This window comes from Dactylosporangium darangshiense (assembly GCF_039537565.1).
Lineage (GTDB): Bacteria > Actinomycetota > Actinomycetes > Mycobacteriales > Micromonosporaceae > Dactylosporangium > Dactylosporangium darangshiense.
In genome coordinates this window covers 179,092-199,341 of sequence record NZ_BAABAT010000003.1, presented here as the reverse complement: position 1 = coordinate 199,341, position 20,250 = coordinate 179,092, and the positions used below count along the sequence as shown (strand labels likewise).

At 72.8% G+C, this 20,250-nt stretch carries 20 protein-coding genes; 12 read left to right on the top strand and 8 right to left on the bottom strand.

Annotated features, from left to right (window positions below; genetic code table 11):
* Positions 1–86: 86 nt before the first annotated feature.
* Entirely contained in the window at positions 87–542 is a 456-nt protein-coding gene (locus tag ABD901_RS07620) for a hemerythrin domain-containing protein (RefSeq protein ID WP_345122725.1), read from the bottom strand.
* A 742-nt stretch (positions 543–1,284) separates the two neighbouring features.
* Between ABD901_RS07620 and ABD901_RS07615 the strand changes: the two genes are divergently transcribed.
* The 9 genes from ABD901_RS07615 to ABD901_RS07575 are packed head-to-tail and all read left to right on the top strand — an operon-like array spanning position 1,285 to position 9,698.
* Positions 1,285–4,038, top strand: coding sequence for a nitrate- and nitrite sensing domain-containing protein (locus tag ABD901_RS07615; protein WP_345122723.1), 2,754 nt, complete (start codon positions 1,285–1,287; stop codon positions 4,036–4,038).
* Positions 4,039–4,075: 37 nt separating this feature from the next.
* On the top strand, positions 4,076–4,495 hold the full coding sequence (locus tag ABD901_RS07610; protein WP_380136380.1) for a roadblock/LC7 domain-containing protein: 420 nt from the start codon (positions 4,076–4,078) through the stop codon (positions 4,493–4,495).
* The gene (locus ABD901_RS07605) at positions 4,492–5,070 is read left to right on the top strand and encodes a GTP-binding protein (protein ID WP_345122719.1); all 579 of its coding nucleotides are present in this window, start codon (positions 4,492–4,494) and stop codon (positions 5,068–5,070) included. Before ABD901_RS07610 ends, ABD901_RS07605 begins: the two co-directional genes overlap by 4 nt.
* A gap of 23 nt (positions 5,071–5,093) precedes the next feature.
* Positions 5,094–6,281 (top strand): ABC transporter substrate-binding protein, encoded by a 1,188-nt coding sequence (locus ABD901_RS07600; RefSeq protein ID WP_345122717.1) that lies wholly within the window; start codon positions 5,094–5,096, stop codon positions 6,279–6,281.
* A gap of 4 nt (positions 6,282–6,285) precedes the next feature.
* Positions 6,286–7,152, top strand: a complete 867-nt coding sequence (locus tag ABD901_RS07595; protein ID WP_345122715.1) for a branched-chain amino acid ABC transporter permease — start codon at positions 6,286–6,288, stop codon at positions 7,150–7,152.
* Positions 7,149–8,159 (top strand): branched-chain amino acid ABC transporter permease, encoded by a 1,011-nt coding sequence (locus tag ABD901_RS07590; protein WP_345122713.1) that lies wholly within the window; start codon positions 7,149–7,151, stop codon positions 8,157–8,159. Before ABD901_RS07595 ends, ABD901_RS07590 begins: the two co-directional genes overlap by 4 nt.
* Positions 8,156–8,857, top strand: coding sequence for an ABC transporter ATP-binding protein (locus tag ABD901_RS07585; RefSeq protein ID WP_345122711.1), 702 nt, complete (start codon positions 8,156–8,158; stop codon positions 8,855–8,857). Before ABD901_RS07590 ends, ABD901_RS07585 begins: the two co-directional genes overlap by 4 nt.
* Positions 8,854–9,000, top strand: coding sequence for a hypothetical protein (locus tag ABD901_RS07580; protein WP_345122709.1), 147 nt, complete (start codon positions 8,854–8,856; stop codon positions 8,998–9,000). The genes ABD901_RS07585 and ABD901_RS07580 overlap by 4 nt, the downstream gene beginning before the upstream one ends.
* Positions 8,997–9,698, top strand: a complete 702-nt coding sequence (locus ABD901_RS07575; protein ID WP_345122707.1) for an ABC transporter ATP-binding protein — start codon at positions 8,997–8,999, stop codon at positions 9,696–9,698. Before ABD901_RS07580 ends, ABD901_RS07575 begins: the two co-directional genes overlap by 4 nt.
* 170 nt (positions 9,699–9,868) lie before the next feature.
* Here ABD901_RS07575 and ABD901_RS07570 read toward each other — a convergent pair whose 3' ends face one another.
* The 5 genes from ABD901_RS07570 to ABD901_RS07550 all read right to left on the bottom strand — a co-directional run bounded on the left by ABD901_RS07570 (position 9,869) and on the right by ABD901_RS07550 (position 14,457).
* A complete protein-coding gene (locus ABD901_RS07570) occupies positions 9,869–10,336 on the bottom strand; it encodes an HAD domain-containing protein (protein WP_345122706.1) in 468 nt (155 codons plus the stop codon).
* Positions 10,336–11,235 (bottom strand): DMT family transporter, encoded by a 900-nt coding sequence (locus ABD901_RS07565; protein WP_345122704.1) that lies wholly within the window; start codon positions 11,233–11,235, stop codon positions 10,336–10,338. The genes ABD901_RS07570 and ABD901_RS07565 overlap by 1 nt, the downstream gene beginning before the upstream one ends.
* Positions 11,236–11,245: 10 nt before the next feature.
* The gene (locus tag ABD901_RS07560; protein ID WP_345122702.1) at positions 11,246–12,076 is read right to left on the bottom strand and encodes an AraC family transcriptional regulator; all 831 of its coding nucleotides are present in this window, start codon (positions 12,074–12,076) and stop codon (positions 11,246–11,248) included.
* Between the two features lie 163 nt (positions 12,077–12,239).
* Complete coding sequence (locus ABD901_RS07555; RefSeq protein ID WP_345122700.1) at positions 12,240–13,442, bottom strand: cytochrome P450; 1,203 nt, start codon at positions 13,440–13,442, stop codon at positions 12,240–12,242.
* A gap of 310 nt (positions 13,443–13,752) precedes the next feature.
* Complete coding sequence (locus tag ABD901_RS07550) at positions 13,753–14,457, bottom strand: hypothetical protein (protein WP_345122698.1); 705 nt, start codon at positions 14,455–14,457, stop codon at positions 13,753–13,755.
* A 164-nt stretch (positions 14,458–14,621) separates the two neighbouring features.
* On the opposite strand from ABD901_RS07550, the gene ABD901_RS07545 reads away from it, so the two are divergent.
* Positions 14,622–14,975 carry a DUF2795 domain-containing protein gene (locus tag ABD901_RS07545; protein WP_345122696.1) on the top strand — a complete coding sequence of 118 codons (354 nt, stop codon included), beginning with the start codon at positions 14,622–14,624 and terminating at the stop codon, positions 14,973–14,975.
* A gap of 172 nt (positions 14,976–15,147) precedes the next feature.
* Here the strand turns inward: ABD901_RS07545 and ABD901_RS07540 are convergent, their stop codons facing one another.
* The gene (locus ABD901_RS07540) at positions 15,148–15,717 is read right to left on the bottom strand and encodes a PadR family transcriptional regulator (protein WP_345122695.1); all 570 of its coding nucleotides are present in this window, start codon (positions 15,715–15,717) and stop codon (positions 15,148–15,150) included.
* A gap of 582 nt (positions 15,718–16,299) precedes the next feature.
* Positions 16,300–17,385 (bottom strand): S-(hydroxymethyl)mycothiol dehydrogenase, encoded by a 1,086-nt coding sequence (locus ABD901_RS07535; protein ID WP_345122694.1) that lies wholly within the window; start codon positions 17,383–17,385, stop codon positions 16,300–16,302.
* Positions 17,386–17,414: 29 nt separating this feature from the next.
* Here ABD901_RS07535 and ABD901_RS07530 point away from each other — a divergent pair, with 29 nt between their 5' ends.
* A complete protein-coding gene (locus ABD901_RS07530; RefSeq protein WP_345122692.1) occupies positions 17,415–19,046 on the top strand; it encodes a RecQ family ATP-dependent DNA helicase in 1,632 nt (543 codons plus the stop codon).
* A 129-nt stretch (positions 19,047–19,175) separates the two neighbouring features.
* The gene (locus tag ABD901_RS07525) at positions 19,176–20,177 is read left to right on the top strand and encodes a glycosyltransferase family 4 protein (RefSeq protein ID WP_345122690.1); all 1,002 of its coding nucleotides are present in this window, start codon (positions 19,176–19,178) and stop codon (positions 20,175–20,177) included.
* Positions 20,178–20,250 lie beyond the last annotated feature (73 nt).

Sequence of the window (20,250 nt, the reverse complement as noted above, 5' to 3'; positions counted from 1 at the left end):
GGATAGCCCGCGGAAACTGACCATGACCAGCTCGACTGTACCGAAGCCGGTCGAATCGGCAACCGCAGGAACCCTCTGGGGCGTCCCTACACGCGGATCCCCGCCACCGCGAGCTCGGCCACGCGGACCTCTTCGAACGCCGCGCCCATCTCGGCGAGACGCTCGTCGCCGAGCGCCTCGCGCAGCGCGGGCAGCACCACGGTCTCCTCGTGCTCGATGTGGTGGCGCACGGTGGCGATGAAGACCTCGAGGCGATCGTCGAAGCCGGGCCCCCGCGGCGAGATGCGCTGCAGGTCGTGCAGCAGCCGCTCGGCCTCGTGGTGCTCGTCCGCGCCGCGGTGCGCCTCCTCGAGGCCGCCCGCGCCCAGCTCGGCCAGTACGGGGTACACCTTCTGCTCCTCGGCGTGGCTGTGCGCAGTCAGCCGGGCGGCGCACTCGTCCAGCACCGGCTGGCGGTCCTCGTCGCCGGAGCGCAGTCGTTCGAGGAGCTGATCCATGATCCGGTGGTCGTTCATGATCAGCGTGACGGCGTCGGAAGCCATGTCCCCTCCTAGGTTCGTCCCCTCCACGGTCGCGCGGGAAAGGGTGGCGGCGCGGGGGAATGGGCGAGACGTTCCGCCCGGCGTGCGCCGTGTCTCCAGCTACGCCTGGTGGCGTCCGGCGACCTGGCGGACGGCGCCGGACCGCGGAGGGAGCTTCGCCTCTCGCCCTCGCCGGACGAACGGCAACTGTTGTGGATACGATCCTTGGTCGCGGCGGCCGGTACTTCGCCGCCGGTTGCCGACGAATGCCCTGATCGGGAGCGGTTTGCCGAGTCGAGCCAGGCCCTGGCCGGGCTGGGCCCCGGCGGGCGGCTCCGCACCGTCCCCGGCCAGGTGGCGCTCGCCGACGGGATATTTGCCGTCGCATGAACATTGTCGTGAGGAGATATTTCTGCGCGACAATGGGTAACGGCACGTATTGTCGACACTCCTGACAGTGTTGTTACGGCAACGTAAAGTTCATGGCGCACGACGGTTGCCTACATCGGAACCCGTCAGTCGAAAATCCCTTGGGTCCAGCCGTTTGGGTCCGTACGGGTTGGCTAAGTACCGGCGAACGGATGAGTGCGAAAGAGGCGATCGTCGCTGGATAGGGTCCGTCGGTATTGACACGGATCGGCCGAGCTGTGATTGTGCACAACGTCGATGCGAGAGCTATGGGATTGGGCGCTGTCGGCGCCTGTGCCGGCTCGGACCGCTTCCGACGCAAATTGTCAATCTCGGATGCCTGCGGGGACTTTTCGTGACCCAAAGCCAGAGTTCGCTGCCCGTGCCCTCCCAACGGCAGGGTCGCGACCCTCGGCAGAGCACCGAGCGCCGGCCTACGCGCCACACCGCCGCCCTCGCTCGTCGTGATCTGCCGCCGCCACCACGCCGTGGCGCCGACGAACGGCGCGGGCAGCGGGCCGGGCGGCGCATCGTCGACCAGCTCCGCCTCATCGTCGCGCTGCCCCTCGTGGCCGTCGTCGCCTTCGCCGGCGTCGCGTTCGTCTCCACCGTGCAGGAGGTGAACCGGGCGCGCACCCTGCAGGACCTCGCCGCGCTCGCCACCAACGCCGGCGGCCTGGCGCACGCCCTGCAGCGCGAGCGCGCCGCCGCCGTCAACTACGTGCTGAAGAACGACGCGGCCCTGCTCGACGCGTTCCAGCAGCAGGCGCTGCTGACCGACGACGCCATGCACGTGTACCAGCAGCGCCGCCACAACCTCTCCGGCGGCGGCGACGCGGACACCCTCAACCGCATCGACTCCGGCCTCGGGGCCCTCAACAGCCTGCGCGACCAGGTCCGCAACGACAAGCGGGCGTCGGTGTCGGCCATGGCCTTCAGCTACCGGATCCTCATCGCGGACCTGCTGGCCTACCGCGAGTCGGTGGCCCGCTCCGGCGCGCCGACCGACCTGGCCGACGAGATCCGCGCCGCGGCCGCGCTCTCCCGCGCCGCCGAGGCGGTCGGGCAGCAGCAGGCCGCCGTGCTGCGCGCGCTCGCCGCGGGCCAGCTCACCCCGGCGCTGCAGCAGGAGATCATCGCGACCCGCACGAGCTTCATCGAGGCCTCGGTCTCGTTCAACCAGCTCGCCCCGGCCGAGTGGCGCACCTGGTACGAGCAGTCCGGCATGGGCGACCAGGTCGTCGCCGCGCAGCGGCTGCAGGACCAGGTCGGGCGCACCCCGGTCGGCGCACCGATCGGCGGGCTGGACTCCGCGACCTGGATCAACGCCATGTCGGGCTGGGAGGGCCTGCTGTACGGCGTGGAGAAGCAGGTCGACGAGAGCATCGAGCAGTCCGTCTCGGTCGTGCACGACGACCAGATGACCCGCGCCGCGGTGCAGAGCGCCGGCGTGGCGGTCGTGCTGCTCGTCGCCATCGTCCTGACCGGTTTCGTCGCCCGGCGCCTGACCCGGCGACTGCGGTACCTGCAGGACGCCGCCCGCACCGTCGCCTACGAGCAGCTGCCGGCGGTCGTCTCCGAGCTGCGCGCCGCCGCGCCCGGCACCGTCGACCCCGACGAGGTCGCCGACCGGGCGTCCTCGACGCTCGCCGTCGCCGGCGCCGACGAGGTCGCCGACGTGGCGCAGGCCTTCCGCGCGGTACACCGCGAGGCGGTCCGCATCGCCGGTGAGCAGGCCGTCATGCGCTCCAACGTCGCAGAGATCTTCGTCCACCTGTCCCGCCGCGAGCAGCGACTGGTCGACGCGGTCCTGGCCCAGGTCGACAAGGTCGAGCGCGACGAGACCGACCCGGACCGGCTGCAGGAGCTCTACCAGCTGGACCACCTGGCCACCCGGATGGCCCGGATCAACCTGAGCCTGCTGGTGCTCGGCGGCTCCGGCGCCGCCCGCGTGCGGCGCGAGGACGCGCCGCTGGGCAAGGTGCTGCAGGCCGCGATCTCCCAGATCGAGCACTACGTGCGGGTCCGCTTCGGCAGCGTCGACGACGACGTCGCCGTCGTCGCCGAGGCGGTCGACGAGATCGTGCACCTGCTGGCCGAGCTGCTGGACAACGCGACCGGCTACTCGCCGCCGGAGTCCGAGGTGTGGGTCACCGGCCGGGCGCTGGGCGACCGGGTCATCGTGCAGATCGTGGACACCGGCGTCGGCCTGTCCCCGTCGCGGCGCGACCAGCTCAACCAGCTGCTGACGCACCCGCCGGCCATCGACATCGCCGCCGTGCGCGCCATGGGTCTCACCGTGGTCGGGCACATCGCCGCGCGGTACAACATCGCCGTGCAGCTGCGCCCCGGCCAGCACACCGGCACGCTCGCCGAGATCGTCATCCCCAAGGAAGTGTTCCGCCCGATCATGGCGTCGGAGCGCGGGCCGCAGCTGCCGCCGGTCACCGTCGGCGCCGGCGAGCACGCCGGCAACGGTGCCCGCCCGGCCAACGACCTGTTCACGCCGCAGCGACCGGCGGAGCCGAGCCTGTTCGAGGTGCCGGCGCAGCAGTGGGCGACGCAGGAGCTCTCGACGGTGCCGGCGGGCCAGCCGAACGGGTTCCTGACCCAGCCGACCGGGTCGCAGCCGATGCTGAGCCAGCCCGCGGGGTACCAGCCGCCGGCCTACCCGCCGCCGCCCGTGCACCAGGCGGCGCCGCCCGGGCCCGGCATGTGGCCGCCGCTGCCCGAGCCGGAGGTGCCGGCGGTCCTCGCGGCCGCCGAGGACGACGGGATGGAGCTGCCGATCTTCCAGTCGGTCAACGGGTGGTTCCGCACCGAGGCGCCGCCCGGCCTGGAAGCCCCCGAGCCCATGAACTGGGAGTCCGGCGCCGATGCCGGATGGCAGGCGGCGGCGCAGGCCGCCACCCCGGAGGTCAGCTCGACGACCACGGCCGGCCTGCCGGTCCGCGCGGCCGGCCGCCACCTCGTGCCGGGCGCTGCGGAGCCGACGCCGCGGCCGGGCGTGCAGATCCAGCCGCCCACGCCGAAGCGCGACCCCTCGCGGGTGGCGGCGGCGATGTCGGCCTACGCACGTGGCGTCGCGAACCGACGCCCGCAGAGCTGAGCCGGGAGTCGGGGGACCGGGGGAACGTTGGATGCACATGCAACATCTGGAGAGGACCACGTCTGTGACCGACCCGAGTAATCTCGGTTGGCTGCTGGATAACTTCGCGAGCCGCACCCCCGACGTCAGCCATGCCCTGGCGATCTCCACCGACGGCCTCGTGCTGGCCCACACCCGGGCGCTGCCCCGGGACCGGGCCGACCAGCTCGCCGCCACCGGCAGTGGTCTCGTCGCGCTCCTTGCGGGCGCGGCGCGCTTCTTCGAGGCCGGACAGGTCATCTCCAACGTGACCCAGCTCGACGGCGGGTTCATGTTCTGCATGGCGTTCAGCGACGGCGCATCGATGCTGGTGCTCGCCTCGCCCAGCGCCGACGTCGGCAAGGTCTCCTACGAGATGACGGAGCTTGCCAACCGCATCGGCGACGCGCTGACGCCCGCGATCCGAGGGCCGCTGTGACCGGTCCGGACCGTCGCGGGCGGCCTACCGCCGTCAAGATCATCATCGCGGGCGGCTTCGGCGCGGGCAAGACCACGCTCGTTGGCGCGATCTCGGAGATTCCGCCGGTGACGACCGAGGCCGTCATGACCGCCGCCAGCATCGAGCACGACGATGCCTCGCTGGTGCCGGACAAGGGCAGCACGACGGTGGCGATGGACTTCGGGCGCATCACGCTCTACTCCGACCTCGTGCTGTACCTCTTCGGCACCCCCGGCCAGAAGCGCTTCTGGTTCATGTGGGACGAACTGTGCCGGGGCGCGATCGGTGCCGTCGTCATCGCCGACACCCGTCGCCTGGCCGACTGCTTCGGGGCGATCGACTACTTCGAGAACCGTCGCCTGCCCTATGTCGTGGCCGTCAACAACTTCGACGGCGCGGCGCGCTACCACCTCGAGGACATCCGCGACGCGCTGGCCGTGCACCGCAGCGTCCCGATGCTCGACGCCGACGTGCGTTCCCGGGCGTCGGCCAAGGAGATCCTCGTCGCCGTGACCGAGCACGCCCTCGCGCAGCGCGCCGGCGCTCGCCGATAAATACCCCTCAAGGAGAACACAAAGTGTCCCTGCAACGACGTTTGGTCAGCGTTGCGCTGGCCACCGGCCTGGTGCTCATGGGTGCCGGGTGCGCCAAGGACGACCCCAAGTCCGACAGCGCCGGTGCGGCGTCCACCCTCAAGATCGGCTTCCTCGGCTCCCTGAGCGGCACCTACCAGGCGGTCGGCACCGACCTGAGGAACGGCTTCCAGCTGTACCTCAAGATGCACGACAACAAGCTCGGCGGGCACCCGATCGACCTCAAGATCGGCGACGAGGGCGACGGCGCGCCGACCGCGGTGCCGGCGGCCACGAAGCTCATCAAGGAGGAGGGCGTCGTCGCCATGACCGGCATCGTCGGCGGCGGCTCGGTCGCCGCCGTCGCGCCGCTGCTGGCCGATGCGAAGATCCCGCTGATCGGCTCGAACGGCCGGCCGGAGCTCAAGGACCTCTCCGGCGTGTGGACGACGAGCTTCATGTCCTCCGACCCGGGCTCCTCGATCGCGCAGTACATCAAGGACAAGGTCAACGGCCCGGTCTTCGCCATCGGCCCGGACTACCAGGGTGGCTACGACGAGGTCGGCGGCTTCACCACCGAGTTCGCCAAGATCGGCGGCCAGCTGGCCAACCCCAGCGGCAAGACGCTGTGGACGCCCTTCCCGGCCACGACGAACTTCCTGCCGTACTTCAGCCAGATCAAGTCCAGCGGCGCCAAGGCGGTCTACACCTTCTACGCCGGCAAGGCCGCGATCGACTTCGTCAAGCAGTACAAGCAGTCGGACGTGAAGGACCTGCCGCTGTACGGCGCGTTCATCACCGAGGGCTCGGTGCTGCAGGCCGAGGGTGACGCCGCCAAGGACGTCTTCACCGTCTGCAACTACTCGCCCGACCTCGACAACGAGGAGAACCGCAAGTTCGTCGCCGCGTGGCGCCAGGCCTACCCGGACGCCACCCCGACCACCTACGCGATGGCCTCCTACGACGCCGCTGCGGTGCTCGACCGGGCGATCGGCGCGGCCGGTGCCAACCCGACCCCGCAGTCGATCAACGAGCAGGTCGGCAAGCTCGGCCAGATCTCGAGCCCCCGCGGCCAGTGGCAGTTCGGCAAGAACCACGCGCCGATCCAGAAGTGGTACCTGCGTCAGGTCCGCAACGACGGCCGCGCGCTGGCGAACGTGCTGGTGCAGGACCTCGCGACGGTCGGCGCCTAGTTCCTTGGACGACTATCTGATCCCGGCGGTCGACGGCGTGGCCTACGGCCTGCTGCTGTTCGTCGTCGCCGCCGGGCTCACCCTCGCCTTCGGCGTGGGTGACGTGCTCAACCTCGCGCACGGGGCGCTCTACGCCTTCGGCGCGTACGCCGCCGCGCGCATCAGCGACGGCACGTGGGGCTCGCTCGCGATCGCGGTGCTCGTCGGCACCGCGGCCGCGGGCCTCGGCGGCGCCGTGCTCTCGGCGCTGCTGGTCCCCCTGGCCGGCCGCGGCCATCTCGCGCAGGCGCTGCTCACGTTCGGCGTCGCCCTCGTCGTCGGCGACCGCCTCACCGCGATCTTCGGCAAGGACGACCTCGGGGTGAAGGTGCCCGGCGCACTGGACAGGGCCGTGCACATCGCGGGGCACAGCTATCCGGCGTACCGGCTGGCCTTCATCGGCATCGCGGTGCTCATCGCCGCCGGGCTCGCCCTGCTGGTGACCCGGACCCGCGCCGGCGGCCTCGTGCGCGCCACCGTCGACGACCGCGACATGGTCGCCATGCTCGGCGTCTCCCCGTTCGCCGTGCGCACCAGCGTCCTGGCCGGCGCGGGCGCCCTCGCGGGCCTCGCGGGCGCGCTCGGCGCCCCGATCATCGGCCCCGGCCCGCGCACCGCCGACCTCGTGCTGATGCTCTCGCTCGTCGTCGTGGTCCTCGGCGGCATGGGCTCCATCACCGGCGCCCTCGTCGCGGCCATCGCCGTCGGCGAGATCCAGAACGTCGTCGCACCGAACTTCCCCACCGTCGCCCCGTTCGCCCTGTTCGGCGCGATGGCCATCGCCCTGGCCGCCCGCGCCCGCGGCCTGCTGCCCTCGGGACGCTCGGCATGAACCTTCGCTGGCTGCTGTACCCCGCGACCGCCGCCCTGCTGGCGCTGCTGACCTCGTTCGCGTGGACCCTGAACGACTACGCGAACCAGATGCTGACCCGCATCCTCATCGTCGGCCTGCTCGCCGTCAGCGTCGCGCTGCTCACCGGCGTCGCCGGCCTGCCGACGCTGGGCCAGACCGCCCCGTACCTCGTCGGCGCCTACACCACGGCGACCCTGGTGCACGACGAGGTACACCTCGGCATCCTCCACCTGCTGACCGCGGCCGCCGCCGGCGCCGTCTTCGCCCTGATCACCGCCCCGCTGGTCGTCTACGCCCGCGGCGTCGTGGTCCTCATGATCACCCTCGCCCTGGGCGAGCTGACGTCGACGGTCGCCGCCCAGTGGAAGTCCGTCACGCACGGCACCGACGGCATGCTCGCCCTCGCCGACGTCACGCCGCTGCCCGGCATGGCCGAGCTCGGCGACGACCAGTCGAAGTACCTCTACACCCTCGCCGTCGTCGCCGTGCTGGTCGCCGCGCTGCTGCTCGCCTTGCGCTCCCCGGCCGGCGCCCTGCTGCGCGCCACCCGCGACGACCCGCGCCGGATGCGGGCCAGCGGCCACCCCGTGGCCGGGTACCTCACCGCCGCCTACGTCGTCGCCGGCGCCCTGGCCGGTGTGGCGGGCGCCCTGCTCGTCACGACCCAGTCGTACGTCTCGCCGGGCGACGGCGGCTTCGACGTCGCCGCTCTGATCCTGCTGGCCGTCGTCATCGGCGGCGCAACGTCGATGGTCGGCGCCATCGCCGGCGCAGCCCTCGTGGTCGCCACCCGCGACTGGCTGGCCAGCGCCGGCCACGCCCCGCTGCTGCTGGGCATCCTGTTCATCGCGTGCGTGTACCTGCTGCCGAACGGCCTGCTCGGCGACCGCGCCTTCGCCGGCGCCCTGTTCCGACGCCGTCCCAGGCGTGCCGATGTGCCCGCGCCTCGGGAGCCGGCCGACGAGACGATCGGGGCGGCGCGATGATCCTGCGCCTGGACGGCCTCGGCCGCCGCTACGGCGACCTGGCGGCCCTCGACGACGTGGCCCTGCAGCTCGAGCCCGGCGAGCGCCGCGCCCTGATCGGCCCCAACGGCGCCGGCAAGACCACGCTGCTCAACCTCGTCGCCGGCGCCCTGCGCCCGAGCGCCGGCCGGATCCGGTTCAACGACCGCGACGTCACCCGCACGTCACCGGCCCGCCGCGCCCGCCTCGGCATCGGCCGCACCCATCAGCACCCGGCAATCTGGCCGACGCTGTCCGCGCTGGACAACGTCCTCGTCGCCGCCCGCCGCCCGTGGGGCCGCCTGCGCCCCGGCGCCCGCGACCACCTCGCCGCCGTCGGCCTCGCCGACCAGGCCACCACGAGGGCCGGCTCCCTGTCGCACGGCCAGCGCCGCCAGCTGGAGCTCGCGATGGCCCTGGCCGGCGGGCCCCGCCTGTTGCTGCTCGACGAGCCCGCCGCGGGCCTGTCCCCGCCGGAGGTCGAACTCCTGGCGTCGCTGCTGGCCGCCCTGCCCGGGGACGTCGCGGTGCTGCTGGTCGAGCACCACCTGGACCTCGTGTACGGCTTCGCCGACCGCGTGACGGTCCTGCACTCGGGCCGCCACGTCCACACCGGCACCGTGGCCGAAACCCGCCGCTCGCCCGAGGTGGCAGCGGCCTACGCAGGGGTGAAGCCATGACGCTGCTCGTTCCCGGCGCCGCCGCTGCGGCGGCTGTCGCGACTTCGCTCGGTTTCGCCGGCGCCGCGGGCGGTGCGGCGGCCGCCGCGACTTCGCTCGGTTTCGCCGGCGCCGCGGCGGTCTCCCCGGGGGTGAAGCCGTGACGCTGCTCGTGGAGGGCCTGCGCGCGGGCTACGGCGGCGGCACCGTCCTGCACGGCGTCGACCTGAGCGTCCCGGAGGGCACGGCCCTCGCCGTGCTGGGCCGCAACGGCGCCGGCAAGACCACGCTCGTACACGCCGTCTGCGGCCTGCTGCGCCCGAAGGCCGGCAGCGTCCGCCTCGACGGCGAGGACCTCGCGGGCCGCCCCGCCCACCGCGTGGCCCGCGCCGGCGTGGCCCTGGTCCCGCAGGGCCGCCGCGTCTTCGCGAGCCTGACGGTAGCCGAGCACCTGCGCCTGACCCGCCGCAAGGGCGAGTGGACGGTACCGCGGGTCCTGGAGCTCCTGCCCCGCCTGGGCGAGCGACGCCGCCACCGCGGCGACCAGCTCTCCGGCGGCGAGGCCCAGATGCTCGCCATCGCCCGTGCCCTGCTCACCCAGCCGCGCCTCCTCCTGCTCGACGAGCCCTGCGAGGGCCTCGCCGTCGACCTCGCCGACCGCGTCCGCGCGGTCGTCGCCGAGCTCGCCCGCGGCGGCCTCACGGTGCTGCTGGTCGAGCAGCAGCCGGAGCACGCCCTGGCCGTGGCCGACCGCGTCGCCCTGCTCGCCGACGGCGTCGTGGCGGCCACCCACACCGCGGCGGAGCTGCGCGCCGACCCGACCCTGACCGACCCCGTCCTCCGCGTCGCCAGCCACGCCTGACCCCGCATCGCGTCCCCGATGCCGGCAACACACAACCGGCATTTTCTCTCCGCGATCATGCGTTTTCAGGCCGCCGGCGGCCGGTTCTGCGTCACCGCGGAAACAAAACGCCGGCAGGGCCGAACAGGCGAGCGACACACCCGCAGGACGAGCGCCGTTACGGCGCGCCGTCACAGCGCGCTGAGCCAGCGCCCTACCGTCGCGACGTCCGTGACCGTCAGGCCCACCAGCGGATCGACGCGATGCACCAGCACCGGGCCCGGATGCGTCGCGGCCACCTGGTGGCGGTCGGCGTCGGTCGTCTCGTCGTCCAGCCAGGCGAACGGCCGGCCCGCCGCCCACCGCACGATCGCCGCCGTCTTCCAGTGCACCCCGCGCGGCACCTCCGACTCGTCGTCCGGCCACGTGACCACCGGCAGCGACGGCAGGCCGAGCCGCGGGGACAGGACCGCGTTCGCCTCCGAGAGCCAGCCCGTCGCCCAGACGAGCTCCGCGCCGAGGGCGAGCAGGCGCGGGCCGTCGGCGGGATCGACCCGCGACAGCAACGGGTTGCCCGAGGACGGCGCCGGCCTGCGGGCCCCCGGGCGCTCCCGCAGCGGAATGAGCACCCCGTCGACGTCGAGGAAGAGCAGCACCATCAGGCGGCGGCCACCGGTTCCGGGGCCGGCTCCGGGTCGGGGGCGCGGCGCCGCGTAGCGAGGACGGAGCCGGCCAGGATCAGGGCGAACGCCACCCCCGTCAGCAGGGTGACGTCCTCGCCGAGGACGACGGCGCCGAGCACCACGGCAACGGCCGGGTTCACGAACGTGATGACCGTCGCCCGCACCCCGCCCACCTCCGCGATCAGCGCGAAGAACAACACGAACGCCAGGGCGGTGCACACGACGGCGAGGGCCAGGGCGGCCAGCAGCGGGCGCAGGGTCACGTGGCGCGCGAGGTCCGGCAGGTTGGGGCCGGCGACCGGGGTGAACATCAGCGCGCCGACGATGAGCGACGCGGCGGCGACGCCGTACCGCGGTACCGACGAGAGCCAGCGCTCGATGATCAGCGGCCCGGTGGCGTAGCAGACGACCACCCCGCCGAGCTCGAGCATCGGCACGGCGCCGCCGGCGGCGGCGTGGAAGCCCAGCAGCAGGGCGACGCCGGCGAAGCCGACGAGGAGGCCGCCGACCCGGGCGGCGGTGAGGCGCTCGTCGCGGTTGGCGAGGCGGGCGATGACGGCGGCGACGAGCGGTACGCCGGCGATGACCAGGCCGGTGAACGAGCTGTCGACGTGCCGCTCGGCGTCGGAGAGCAGCAGCCAGGGCAGGCCGATCTCGACGACGGTGTACACCAGCAGCGGCAGCCACGGCCGCAGCGACGCGCGCAGCTCGCGGCGGGCCAGGGCGATCGGCAGCAGCAGCACGGCGCCGAGCGCGGTGCGCAGGAAGACCAGCTCGGCGGGGCCGATCTCGCGGACGGCGACCTTGATCAGCAGGTACGGGATGCCCCACACGACGCACATGGCGCCGAAGAGGATCCAGCCACGACGACTCATGCCTGCGATTTCACGCCGGCTGGCGCGCGGCGTCTTGAACGCTGTTGCGGAACGCGGCCGGGGTGACGCCCGTCACGCGCTTGAACCAGCGGGTCAGGTGGGCCTGGTCGGCGAACCCGGTGGCGCCGGCGACCTCGGCGGGGGAGCGTCCGGCGGCGAGCAGGTGCCGGGCGTGGCAGACCCGCTCGAGCACCAGCCAGGCGTGCGGCGGGAACCCGGTCGCCTCCCGGAACACCCGCAGCATGTGAAACGGCGACAGCTCGACGCCGGCGGCGAGCTCGCGCAGGCTCGGGGCGCAGCGCAGGTCGGCCAGGAGCCGGTCGCGGATCTCGGCGACCTTGCGCGTCGCCGCGGCGTCGGAGGCCCGCGGCCCGCCCGGCGACGGGCGCAGGTCCCCGTGGCGCTGGATGACGGCCTCGAACGCCCAGACGAGCCTGGAGTGCGCCGCCAGCGGATCGACCCCGGCGGTCAGCTCCTCGTGCGCGGCCCGGACGAGGTGCACGCTGCGCGGGTCGGTGACGATCGGCTCGCGGAACCCGGCGCGCTCGCGGCCGTCGAAGAGCATGCCCTCGGACGGGTACAGCACCCGATACGCCCATCCGTCCGGCCGCGCCGCTTGCCCGTCGTGCGGCTCGCCCGGCTCGAGGATCGCGAGGCTGCCGACGCCGGCCCGGCGCAGCTCGCCGCGGTAGTGGAACTCCTCCTCGCCGCACGTGACGACGCCGATCGCGTAGGTGGCGTGGCTGTGCCGCGTGAACCGGTGCCGCCGGTAGCTGGCGGTGAGCAGGTCGAGCGCGTGCCTCCCGTCGTCGACCCGCGTCCACGCAGCCGTCTCGCCCATGCAGCGAACCTAGCCCGGCGGTCGCCCGCCGGGCCAGGACGAAAAACACAAGCCGGTGCATGACTCGGGTCCGCGTCACGCACAGACCGTAGTTCCCACCAGACACCGCTGCGGGCCTGGCGGCCCTCCGCTGCCAGGTCCGCGGTGCCAAGATTGACAACCGCTACCAGGTCACCGGCAGCGCCTCGACGCTGCGCACGATCATGCCCTGCTTGAAGCGCAGCTCCTCGTCCGGCACCGCGACCTGCAGCCCCGGCAGGCGCGTGAGCAGCCCGCGCAGCGCCTCCTGCAGCTCCATCCGGGCCAGCTGCGCGCCGAGGCAGTGGTGCACGCCGGCGCCGAAGCTCAGGTGCGACACGTCGGGCCGGGCGACGTCGAGGTCGTCGTGGCGATCCCCGTACAGCTGCGGGTCCCGGTTGGCGATCGCGACCGCGGGCAGCACGACCGAGCCCGCCGGGATGGTGACGCCGCCGAGGACGACCTCCTCCGTCGTGACCCGCGGCAGGCTGGTGGCCCCCGCCCCGAGCTGCACGAACCGCATGAGCTCCTCGACCGCGCCCGCGATCAGCGACGGGTCCTTGAGCAGCCGGTCGCGTTCCTCCGGGTACCGCCGCAGGGTCAGCAGGATCATGTTGATCTGGTTGGCGGTCGTCTCGTGCCCGCCGATGAGGATGCCCACGCACATGCGGACCAGCTCCTCCTCGCTGAGCTTGTCCTGCTCGTCGCGCGCGGCGATGAGCGCCGACATGAGGTCGTCGCCCGGCGCGGCCCGCTTGGCGTAGATGAGCCCGCCGAAGTACTCGCCCATGGCCTGCAGCGCCGCGCCCATGACGGCGGGGTCCGACCCCGGCCCGCCCATGAGCGTGTCCGACCACGCGTGGAAGCGGTGCCGGTCGTCGGCCGGCACCCCGAGCAGCTCGCAGATGACCTGCACGGGCAGGGCCAGCGAGAAGTTCTCGACGAGGTCGGCCGGCTGCGGCAGCGCGAGCAGCCCGTCGATGAGCTCGCCGACGATCTGCGCGGCCCGCGGCCGCAGCTCCTCGACCCGCCGCGCGGTGAACGCCCGCACGACGAGCTTGCGCAGCCGGGTGTGCTCCGGCGGGTCCATGCCGGCCATGGACTCGGTGGCGAGGGCCCCGAGCCCGAAGTCGGCCGCGGCGTCCTGCGAGCGCGCCGCGGCCGCGCGGCTGAAGCGCGGATCGACGAGCACGGTCCGCACGTCCTGATACCGCGTCACGAGATAGGCAACCCCGCCGTCGGCGGTGCTGACCAGGCTGACGGCGGAGTCCCGCTGCACTTCGGCAAGCTCAGGCAGCGGCGCGTAGAGGGTGGGCGGTTCGGGCAGGGGAAAGGGCAGCGTCGGCATGCGCCTCAACATATCGAAGTTTGACGATCAAGGTTGTCCCTGAGTCCCGCCCCGGCCACGATACGTCAACACTCGATGCCCGGCTCGCGCACTCACACGCCCGAAACGGATAAACCCAGACGCTGACGCGTCCGGATTTATCCGACTTATACCTTGTTTCGGTTAGCGACCGGTTGACCGCGCCGCGCCCCTTATCCAGGGCAGTTTCGCGTCCAGCCGGCGGCCCAATCGCCCGCTGCCGGCCGCCGGCGACCTCGTCATGATGGTCGTCGTGCCGGTGAGCGCCCGGCTGACCGCGCGGCGGTCCGGATCACCAGTCCTTCATCCAGGGCAGTTTCGCGTCCAGCCAGTCGTTGAGCCGCGCGACCTGGTCGGTGTCGCTGTCCAGCCAGCTGACCTGGCCGGTCATGGCGAGGATGCCGAAGACGACCGCGGCGCCGCTGACCAGCACGCCCAGCGTGCCGAGGCCGCGCCCGGCGACGTTGGGGCGCACGCCGGCGATGATCCCGCCGAAGGAGAACAGCAGCCCGAGCGCGCCGATCGGGATCGCCCACGGCGCGAGCAACCCGGTCAGCGCGGCGGCCGCGGCGACCAGGCCGAGCATGAGCCCGAACGTGGCCAGCAGGCTCACGCGGGCCGGCGCCTGGCGCACCGGCACGGGCTCGGTCTCCCGCTCGGGTGCCGCCGTCGGGGCGGTCACCGGCTCGCGGTCGATGGTGCGCCGGATGCCGGCGGTGTCGCGCTCGCCGGTACGCCGGACGCCTGCGGTGTCGCGCTCGCTGTCGATGACGCCGACCGGCGCAGTGGCGCTGGTGGCGGTACCGTCGGCGTCCTTGTCGTGCTTGCGGCCGAGCCGCCAGGTCCGTGTCTCGGACGCGGCCTCGCCACCCACGCGGTCGCTCTTGCCGACGCCGGCGCCGACGCGGTCCGCGGGCCTCTCGGCCCGGTCGTCGACGCCGTCGCCGTCACGGTCGGTGGCGCCCCGACCGCCGAACAGCTGCCCGATGCGTGCCACTGTGTGCTCACCTCCTGCGAAGCGCCCGGTCCGGCACGCCGGGGGGATTCGGCGGTGCGGTGTATCGGGCGGGTGCCCACCGCGTACCCAAGGGCGCCGAATCTCAATCGAGGGTGAGCCGTTTGGGGGAGCTTTGCCCGGGTACCTCCGCTTCCATGGATGCCATGCAGCGAGGGAACACGAAGCACGGCGCCGTGCTGGACGACCGCCTCAGCCGGGAGGCGCTGGACGAGGTCCGTCAGGTCGACCTGGAGGGTGAGGGCGCGCGCGCGGGCGGCGCCCCGGTCGGCATGACCGCCGACGACGTGGAGGCCCGCAGCAACCTGGGCCGGTACATCCCGAAGGCCAGCCTCCCGGGCGACCGCGACGACCTGGTCGCCGGCGCGTCGGAGATGAACGCGCCCGACGAGGTCCTCGACGTGCTGGACCGCCTGCCGGAGCGCGAGGTCTTCGAGACGGTCAACCAGATCTGGGCGGCGCTGGGCGGCCAGAATGAGGATCCGTCCCGGCGCCCGTAGCGTTCGCGGGCGGCGGCTCGGGCGTCACGCCGGCCGCGGTGCTGCCCGGCGCCGGCTCAGCCGGGCGGATGGTCCACCAACGCATGGCGGTTCCTTCCCGCGCGGTCGGCCCCGGGAGCCCGCACGCCCCCGGGACCGCGTCTGTGGTGATGTCGGACGTGCCCGTCGCCGGTCAGTCGGCGAGGATGGCGTACAGCTTCCGGCGCGTCTCGGTGAGCACCTCGAGCGCCTGGGCGCGCTGCTCGCTCGTGCCGTTGAACCCGACCTGACGCAGCGCGTCCATGATCCCGAACGCCGCGTCGCGGAACTCCTGCGCCTGCGAGACGTTCTCGTCGCCGTACTCCTGCCACGGCGCGTTCTGCGCCGCGCTCTCGGCTTCGGGCCGCCCGGTGTCGGTGAGCACGTAGCGCTTGCGCCCGCCGCTCTCCTCGGCCGTGATGAGCCCCTCGTCCTCGAGCAGGTTCAGCGTGGGGTAGACGGACCCCGGGCTGGGCCGCCAGATGCCGCCCGTGCGCTGCTCGATCTCCTGGATCATCTCGTACCCGTGCATCGGCCGCTCGTGCAGCAGCGCGAGGACGGCCTGCCGGACGTTCGGCCGCCCGCCCCGAGCGCGCCCGCGCCCGCCGTGCCCATGACCGCCGTGCCCCCACCCGCGCCCGCCGCCGGGCGGAAACGGCGGGATGAAGCTACCGAACCCGCGCTGCCAACCGCCGGTGTCGAAGAACCCGTGTCGCGACCTCATGATCGCGTCCCCCATTCGTAGAACCTCTGTCTGATACTTCGACGATATATCGGGAACCTATCGCCGACAACCCCTTCCGATAGTCGCTCGGTGTGTGACGCCCCCGACTCGCAGCGCTGAACGAAAAGTCGGGCGCTCCGCGCCACGACTTTTCGGACTTTTCGCCTGACGGGTCATAAATCCGGTTTGGTGGCATTCAACGCCGGCGTTGCCAGCGAGCGGCGTACACGACGCGGAGGTCTGCCCGGCGCGTGGCGTGGGCCTTGGGCCGGCGTCGCGGAAGGGGTGGCGAAATTTCGAGGTGCGGCCGGCGAACTTCGAGGTCTGGGACGGCGTACTCGAGGCGCGGCGCGGCGTACTCGAGGCGCGGGGCGGCGTGTTTCGTCCGTGATCATGGAGCGCGGCCCGGAGCGGGGGCAAAGTGCCGCAGCAAAGGGCTGGAGAGGCTCAGGAGGGCCGACGGGCGTCCGAAATGCACCAATCAACTCGGCCAAAACGGGCGAAAGCCAGAAAATGATGATATAGGCGAAATGTCGGGCCGACGAAGGAGGCCCGACATTTCGCCTCACACAACAGACACCGCTACAGGACGATCACCGAGCGGAGGACCTCCCCGCGCTCCATCTTGTGGAAGGCCTCCTCCACGTCGCCCAGCCCCGCCTCCTCCGTCACGAACTTGTCCAGCGGCAGCCGCCCCTGCAGGTACAGGTCGATGAGCGTCGGGAAGTCGCGGGTCGGCAGGCAGTCGCCGTACCAGCTGGACTTGAGCGCCCCGCCCCGCCCGAACACCTCCAGGAACGGCAGCGTCAGCTGCATGTCCGGGCGCGGCACGCCCACGAGCACGACCGTGCCGGCCAGGTCACGGGCGTAGAACGCCTGCTCGTACACCTGCGGCAGCCCCACCGCCTCGACGACCACGTCGGCGCCGATGCCGCCGGTGAGCGAGCGGATCGCCTCGACGGGGTCGGTCTCGCGGGAGTTGACCACGTGCGTGGCGCCGAAGTCGCGCGCCCAGGCGAGCTTGCGCTCGTCGATGTCGACGCCGATGATCGTCGTCGCGCCGGCCAGCAGCGCGCCCGCGATCGCGGCGTTGCCGACGCCGCCACAGCCGAAGACGGCGACCGAGTCGCCGCGGCCGACGTTGCCGGTGTTGAGGGCGGCGCCGATGCCGGCCATGACGCCGCAGCCGAGCAGGCCCGCGACCGTGGCGGGAGCCCGCGGGTCGACCTTGGTGCACTGGCCGGCGGCGACCAGCGTGTACTTGAGGAAGGCGCCGATGCCCAGGGCGGGCGAGAGCTCGGTGCCGTCGGTCAGGGTCATCTTCTGCTTGGCGTTGTGGGTGCTGAAGCAGTACCAGGGACGGCCGCGAAGGCACGCCCGGCACGTGCCGCAGACCGCGCGCCAGTTCAGGATCACGAAGTCGCCGGGGGCCAGGTCGGTGACGTCGGGCCCGACGGACTCGACGACGCCGGCCGCCTCGTGGCCGAGCAGGAACGGGAAGTCGTCGTTGATGCCGCCCTCGCGATAGTGCAGGTCGGTGTGGCACACGCCGCAGGCCTGCACCTCGACCCGGGCCTCGCCGGGGCCGGGCTCGGGTACGACGATGGTCTCCAGGCTCACCGGGCGGCCCTTGCCCAGCGCCACCACGCCTTGTGTCTCGATAGGCATACCGACGGTCCTATCAGACAATGGCGGCCATGACGGCGGATCAACTGCGGCAAGTTGCGAAAGAACGGTTCGGCTGGGAGCGCCTGCGCGACGAGCAGCTGCGCGCCATGGAGGCGCTGATGGCCGGGCGCGACGCGCTCGCGGTGCTGCCCACCGGCGCCGGCAAGTCCGCCATCTACCAGGTCCCGGCGCCGCTGCTGCCCGGGCCGACGATCGTCGTGTCGCCGCTGCTGGCGTTGCAGCAGGACCAGATCGCCTCGCTGACCGCCCGGCACCACGAGTCCCTCGTCGCGGTCCGGCTCTCCTCCGCCGAGGGGCGCAGCGAGCGCGAGGAAGCCCTCGAAGCGCTGCGGGCCGGCGACGCCGAGTTCGTGTTCCTGACCCCGGAGCAGTTCGCCGACCCCGCGAGGGTGGCGCAGATCAAGGCGCTGCGGCCGAGCCTCGTCGCCGTCGACGAGGCGCACTGCGTCTCGGCGTGGGGCCACGACTTCCGCCCCGACTACCTGCAGCTGGGGCAGTTCATCCGCGAGCTGGGCCGCCCGCCGGTGGTGGCGCTGACCGCGACCGCGTCGCCGCCGGTGCGCGAGGACATCATCGAGCGGCTCGGCATGCGCGACCCCGAGGTCGTGGTCACCGGCCTGGACCGGCCCAACCTGTACCTCGAGTCGGTCCACTGCCCCGACGAGGAGACCCGCTGGCGGCGCCTCGTCGCCCGGCTGCGCGAGTCGGAGCCGCCCGGCATCGTGTACGCGCCGACCCGCCGCGCCACCGAGGAGCTCGCCGAGCGGCTCAACGCCCTGCAGATCAAGACGGTCGCGTACCACGGCGGGATGAGCGCCGGCGAGCGCGAGCGGGCCCACGAGGCGTTCCTCGCCGACGAGGTGCCCATCATGGTGGCCACGACCGCGTTCGGCATGGGTATCGACAAGCCCAACATCCGCTGGGTCAACCACGTGTCGCTGCCGGACTCCCCGGACTCCTACCTGCAGGAGATCGGCCGCGCGGGCCGCGACGGCAAGCCGGCGCACGTGCTGCTGCTGCACCGCACCGAGGACACGGGGCTCCGCAAGTTCTTCACCAACGTCTCCGTCGACCACGACGAGGTCGCCTCCCTGGCCGCCCTGCTGCGCGCCGCCGGCGAGCCGATGACCCGCGACGAGCTCGAGGAGCGCACCGGCCTCGGCGAGCGCAAGCTCGGGCAGCTGCTGGCCCTGCTCGAGGAGGTCGGCGGCGCGCGGATGCTGCACGGCGGCAAGGTGAAGGCCCCGCGCTGGGCGCCGACGCCGGCGAAGGCGGCGGAGCTCGCGCAGGCGCAGGCGGAGCGGCAGCAGACGGTCTCCCGCTCGCGGCTGGACATGATGCGCGGCTTCGCCGAGACCGAGCAGTGCCGGGGGCGCACGATCCTGGCGTACTTCGGCGAACACCTCGAGGGCACCTGCGGCCACTGCGACAACTGCACGGACGGCAGCGCCGCCGCCGGGCTCGCCGCCGCGGCCGACGCGCCCTTCCCGGTGCACAGCGAGGTCCGCCACGGCGAGTGGGGCAAGGGCATGGTGCTGTCCTACGCCGGCGAGCAGATGACGGTACTGTTCGAGCAGGTCGGCTACAAGACCCTCTCCGTGCCCGTGGTCAGGCAGCACCGGCTGCTGCGCAAGGCATAGCGCCGCGCCACTCCCCGGGGTGATTCGCTGCATCGGCTGACCTGTTGCCGGGAACCGGCCCGCGCGGCCGGGCCCGGCGGCATGATGGCCGGGGGGATTCGCGCGGTGGCGCGCGGGTAGGGGGCACAGATGAAGGTCGCACTGCTCGGTCCGATCGCGTGGCGCACGCCGCCGCGGGCGTACGGCCCGTGGGAACAGGTCGTCTCCCTGCTCGCCGAGGGCCTCGTCGCCCGCGGCGTCGACGTAACCCTCTTCGCCAGCCTCGACTCCATCACCTCCGCCCGCCTCGGCGGCGTCGTCGAGCGCCCGTACAACGAGGACTCCTCCTACGACGGGCGGGTGTGGGAGGCGATCCACATCGCCCACTGCTACGAGCGCAGCGGCGAGTTCGACCTCGTCCACAACCACCTCGACTGGCTGCCGCTGGCGATGAGCGGGTTCTGCCGCACCCGGCTGCTCACCACCGTGCACGGCTTCTGCTCGCCGTCGATCCTGCCGGCGTACCAGCGGGCCCGCTCCTCCTACGTGTCCATCTCCGACGCCGACCGCGGCCAGGGCCTGGACTACGCCGCCACCATCTATCACGGCATCGACGTGCGGCAGTTCCCGTTCCGCGCCGAGCCGGGGGAGTCGCTGGTCGCGTTCGGGCGCATCCACCCCGACAAGGGCACCGCGGAGGCGATCCGCATCGCCCGGGCGACCGGCCGGCGGCTGCTCATCTGCGGGCCGGTGCACGACGAGCGGTACCACGCCGAGGAGGTCATGCCGCGCGTCGACGGCGACCAGATCGTCTACGCCGGCAACGTCGGCCCCGCCGAGCGCGCCGACATCCTCGGCTCGGCCGCGGCGCTGCTGCACCCGATCGGCTTCGCCGAGCCGTTCGGCCTGTCGGTCGTCGAGGCGATGGCGTGCGGTACCCCGGTCGTGGCCTATCCGCTCGGCTCGATGCCCGAGGTGGTCGACGAGGGCGTGACCGGCTACCTGGCCACGGGCGTCGCCGAGGCCGCCGGCGTGCTCGACGACGCGCTCAAGCTCGACCGCACCCGGGTGCGGGCCCGGGCCCTCGAGCGCTTCTCCGCCGAGCGCATGGTGGACGACTATCTGCAGCTGTACCGGCGAATGGTCGGCTGATCCCCGCAAGGCCCCGGCCGATACCTTTGTGTAATTGAAGGCTGGCGTTGCGTCACCGGTATCCCTAAGCTCC

Excerpts from the sequence above, each read along its gene's own strand:
- ABD901_RS07620 (WP_345122725.1), bottom strand. The coding sequence starts at position 542 with ATGGCTTCCGACGCCGTCACGCTGATCATGAACGACCACCGGATCATG.
- ABD901_RS07610 (WP_380136380.1), top strand. The coding sequence starts at position 4,076 with ATGCAACATCTGGAGAGGACCACGTCTGTGACCGACCCGAGTAATCTC.
- ABD901_RS07590 (WP_345122713.1), top strand. The coding sequence starts at position 7,149 with ATGAACCTTCGCTGGCTGCTGTACCCCGCGACCGCCGCCCTGCTGGCG.
- ABD901_RS07585 (WP_345122711.1), top strand. The coding sequence starts at position 8,156 with ATGATCCTGCGCCTGGACGGCCTCGGCCGCCGCTACGGCGACCTGGCG.
- ABD901_RS07580 (WP_345122709.1), top strand. The coding sequence starts at position 8,854 with ATGACGCTGCTCGTTCCCGGCGCCGCCGCTGCGGCGGCTGTCGCGACT.
- ABD901_RS07570 (WP_345122706.1), bottom strand. The coding sequence starts at position 10,336 with ATGGTGCTGCTCTTCCTCGACGTCGACGGGGTGCTCATTCCGCTGCGG.
- ABD901_RS07565 (WP_345122704.1), bottom strand. The coding sequence starts at position 11,235 with ATGAGTCGTCGTGGCTGGATCCTCTTCGGCGCCATGTGCGTCGTGTGG.
- ABD901_RS07560 (WP_345122702.1), bottom strand. The coding sequence starts at position 12,076 with ATGGGCGAGACGGCTGCGTGGACGCGGGTCGACGACGGGAGGCACGCG.
- ABD901_RS07555 (WP_345122700.1), bottom strand. The coding sequence starts at position 13,442 with ATGCCGACGCTGCCCTTTCCCCTGCCCGAACCGCCCACCCTCTACGCG.
- ABD901_RS07545 (WP_345122696.1), top strand. The coding sequence starts at position 14,622 with ATGCAGCGAGGGAACACGAAGCACGGCGCCGTGCTGGACGACCGCCTC.
- ABD901_RS07540 (WP_345122695.1), bottom strand. The coding sequence starts at position 15,717 with ATGAGGTCGCGACACGGGTTCTTCGACACCGGCGGTTGGCAGCGCGGG.
- ABD901_RS07535 (WP_345122694.1), bottom strand. The coding sequence starts at position 17,385 with ATGCCTATCGAGACACAAGGCGTGGTGGCGCTGGGCAAGGGCCGCCCG.
- ABD901_RS07530 (WP_345122692.1), top strand. The coding sequence starts at position 17,415 with ATGACGGCGGATCAACTGCGGCAAGTTGCGAAAGAACGGTTCGGCTGG.
- ABD901_RS07525 (WP_345122690.1), top strand. The coding sequence starts at position 19,176 with ATGAAGGTCGCACTGCTCGGTCCGATCGCGTGGCGCACGCCGCCGCGG.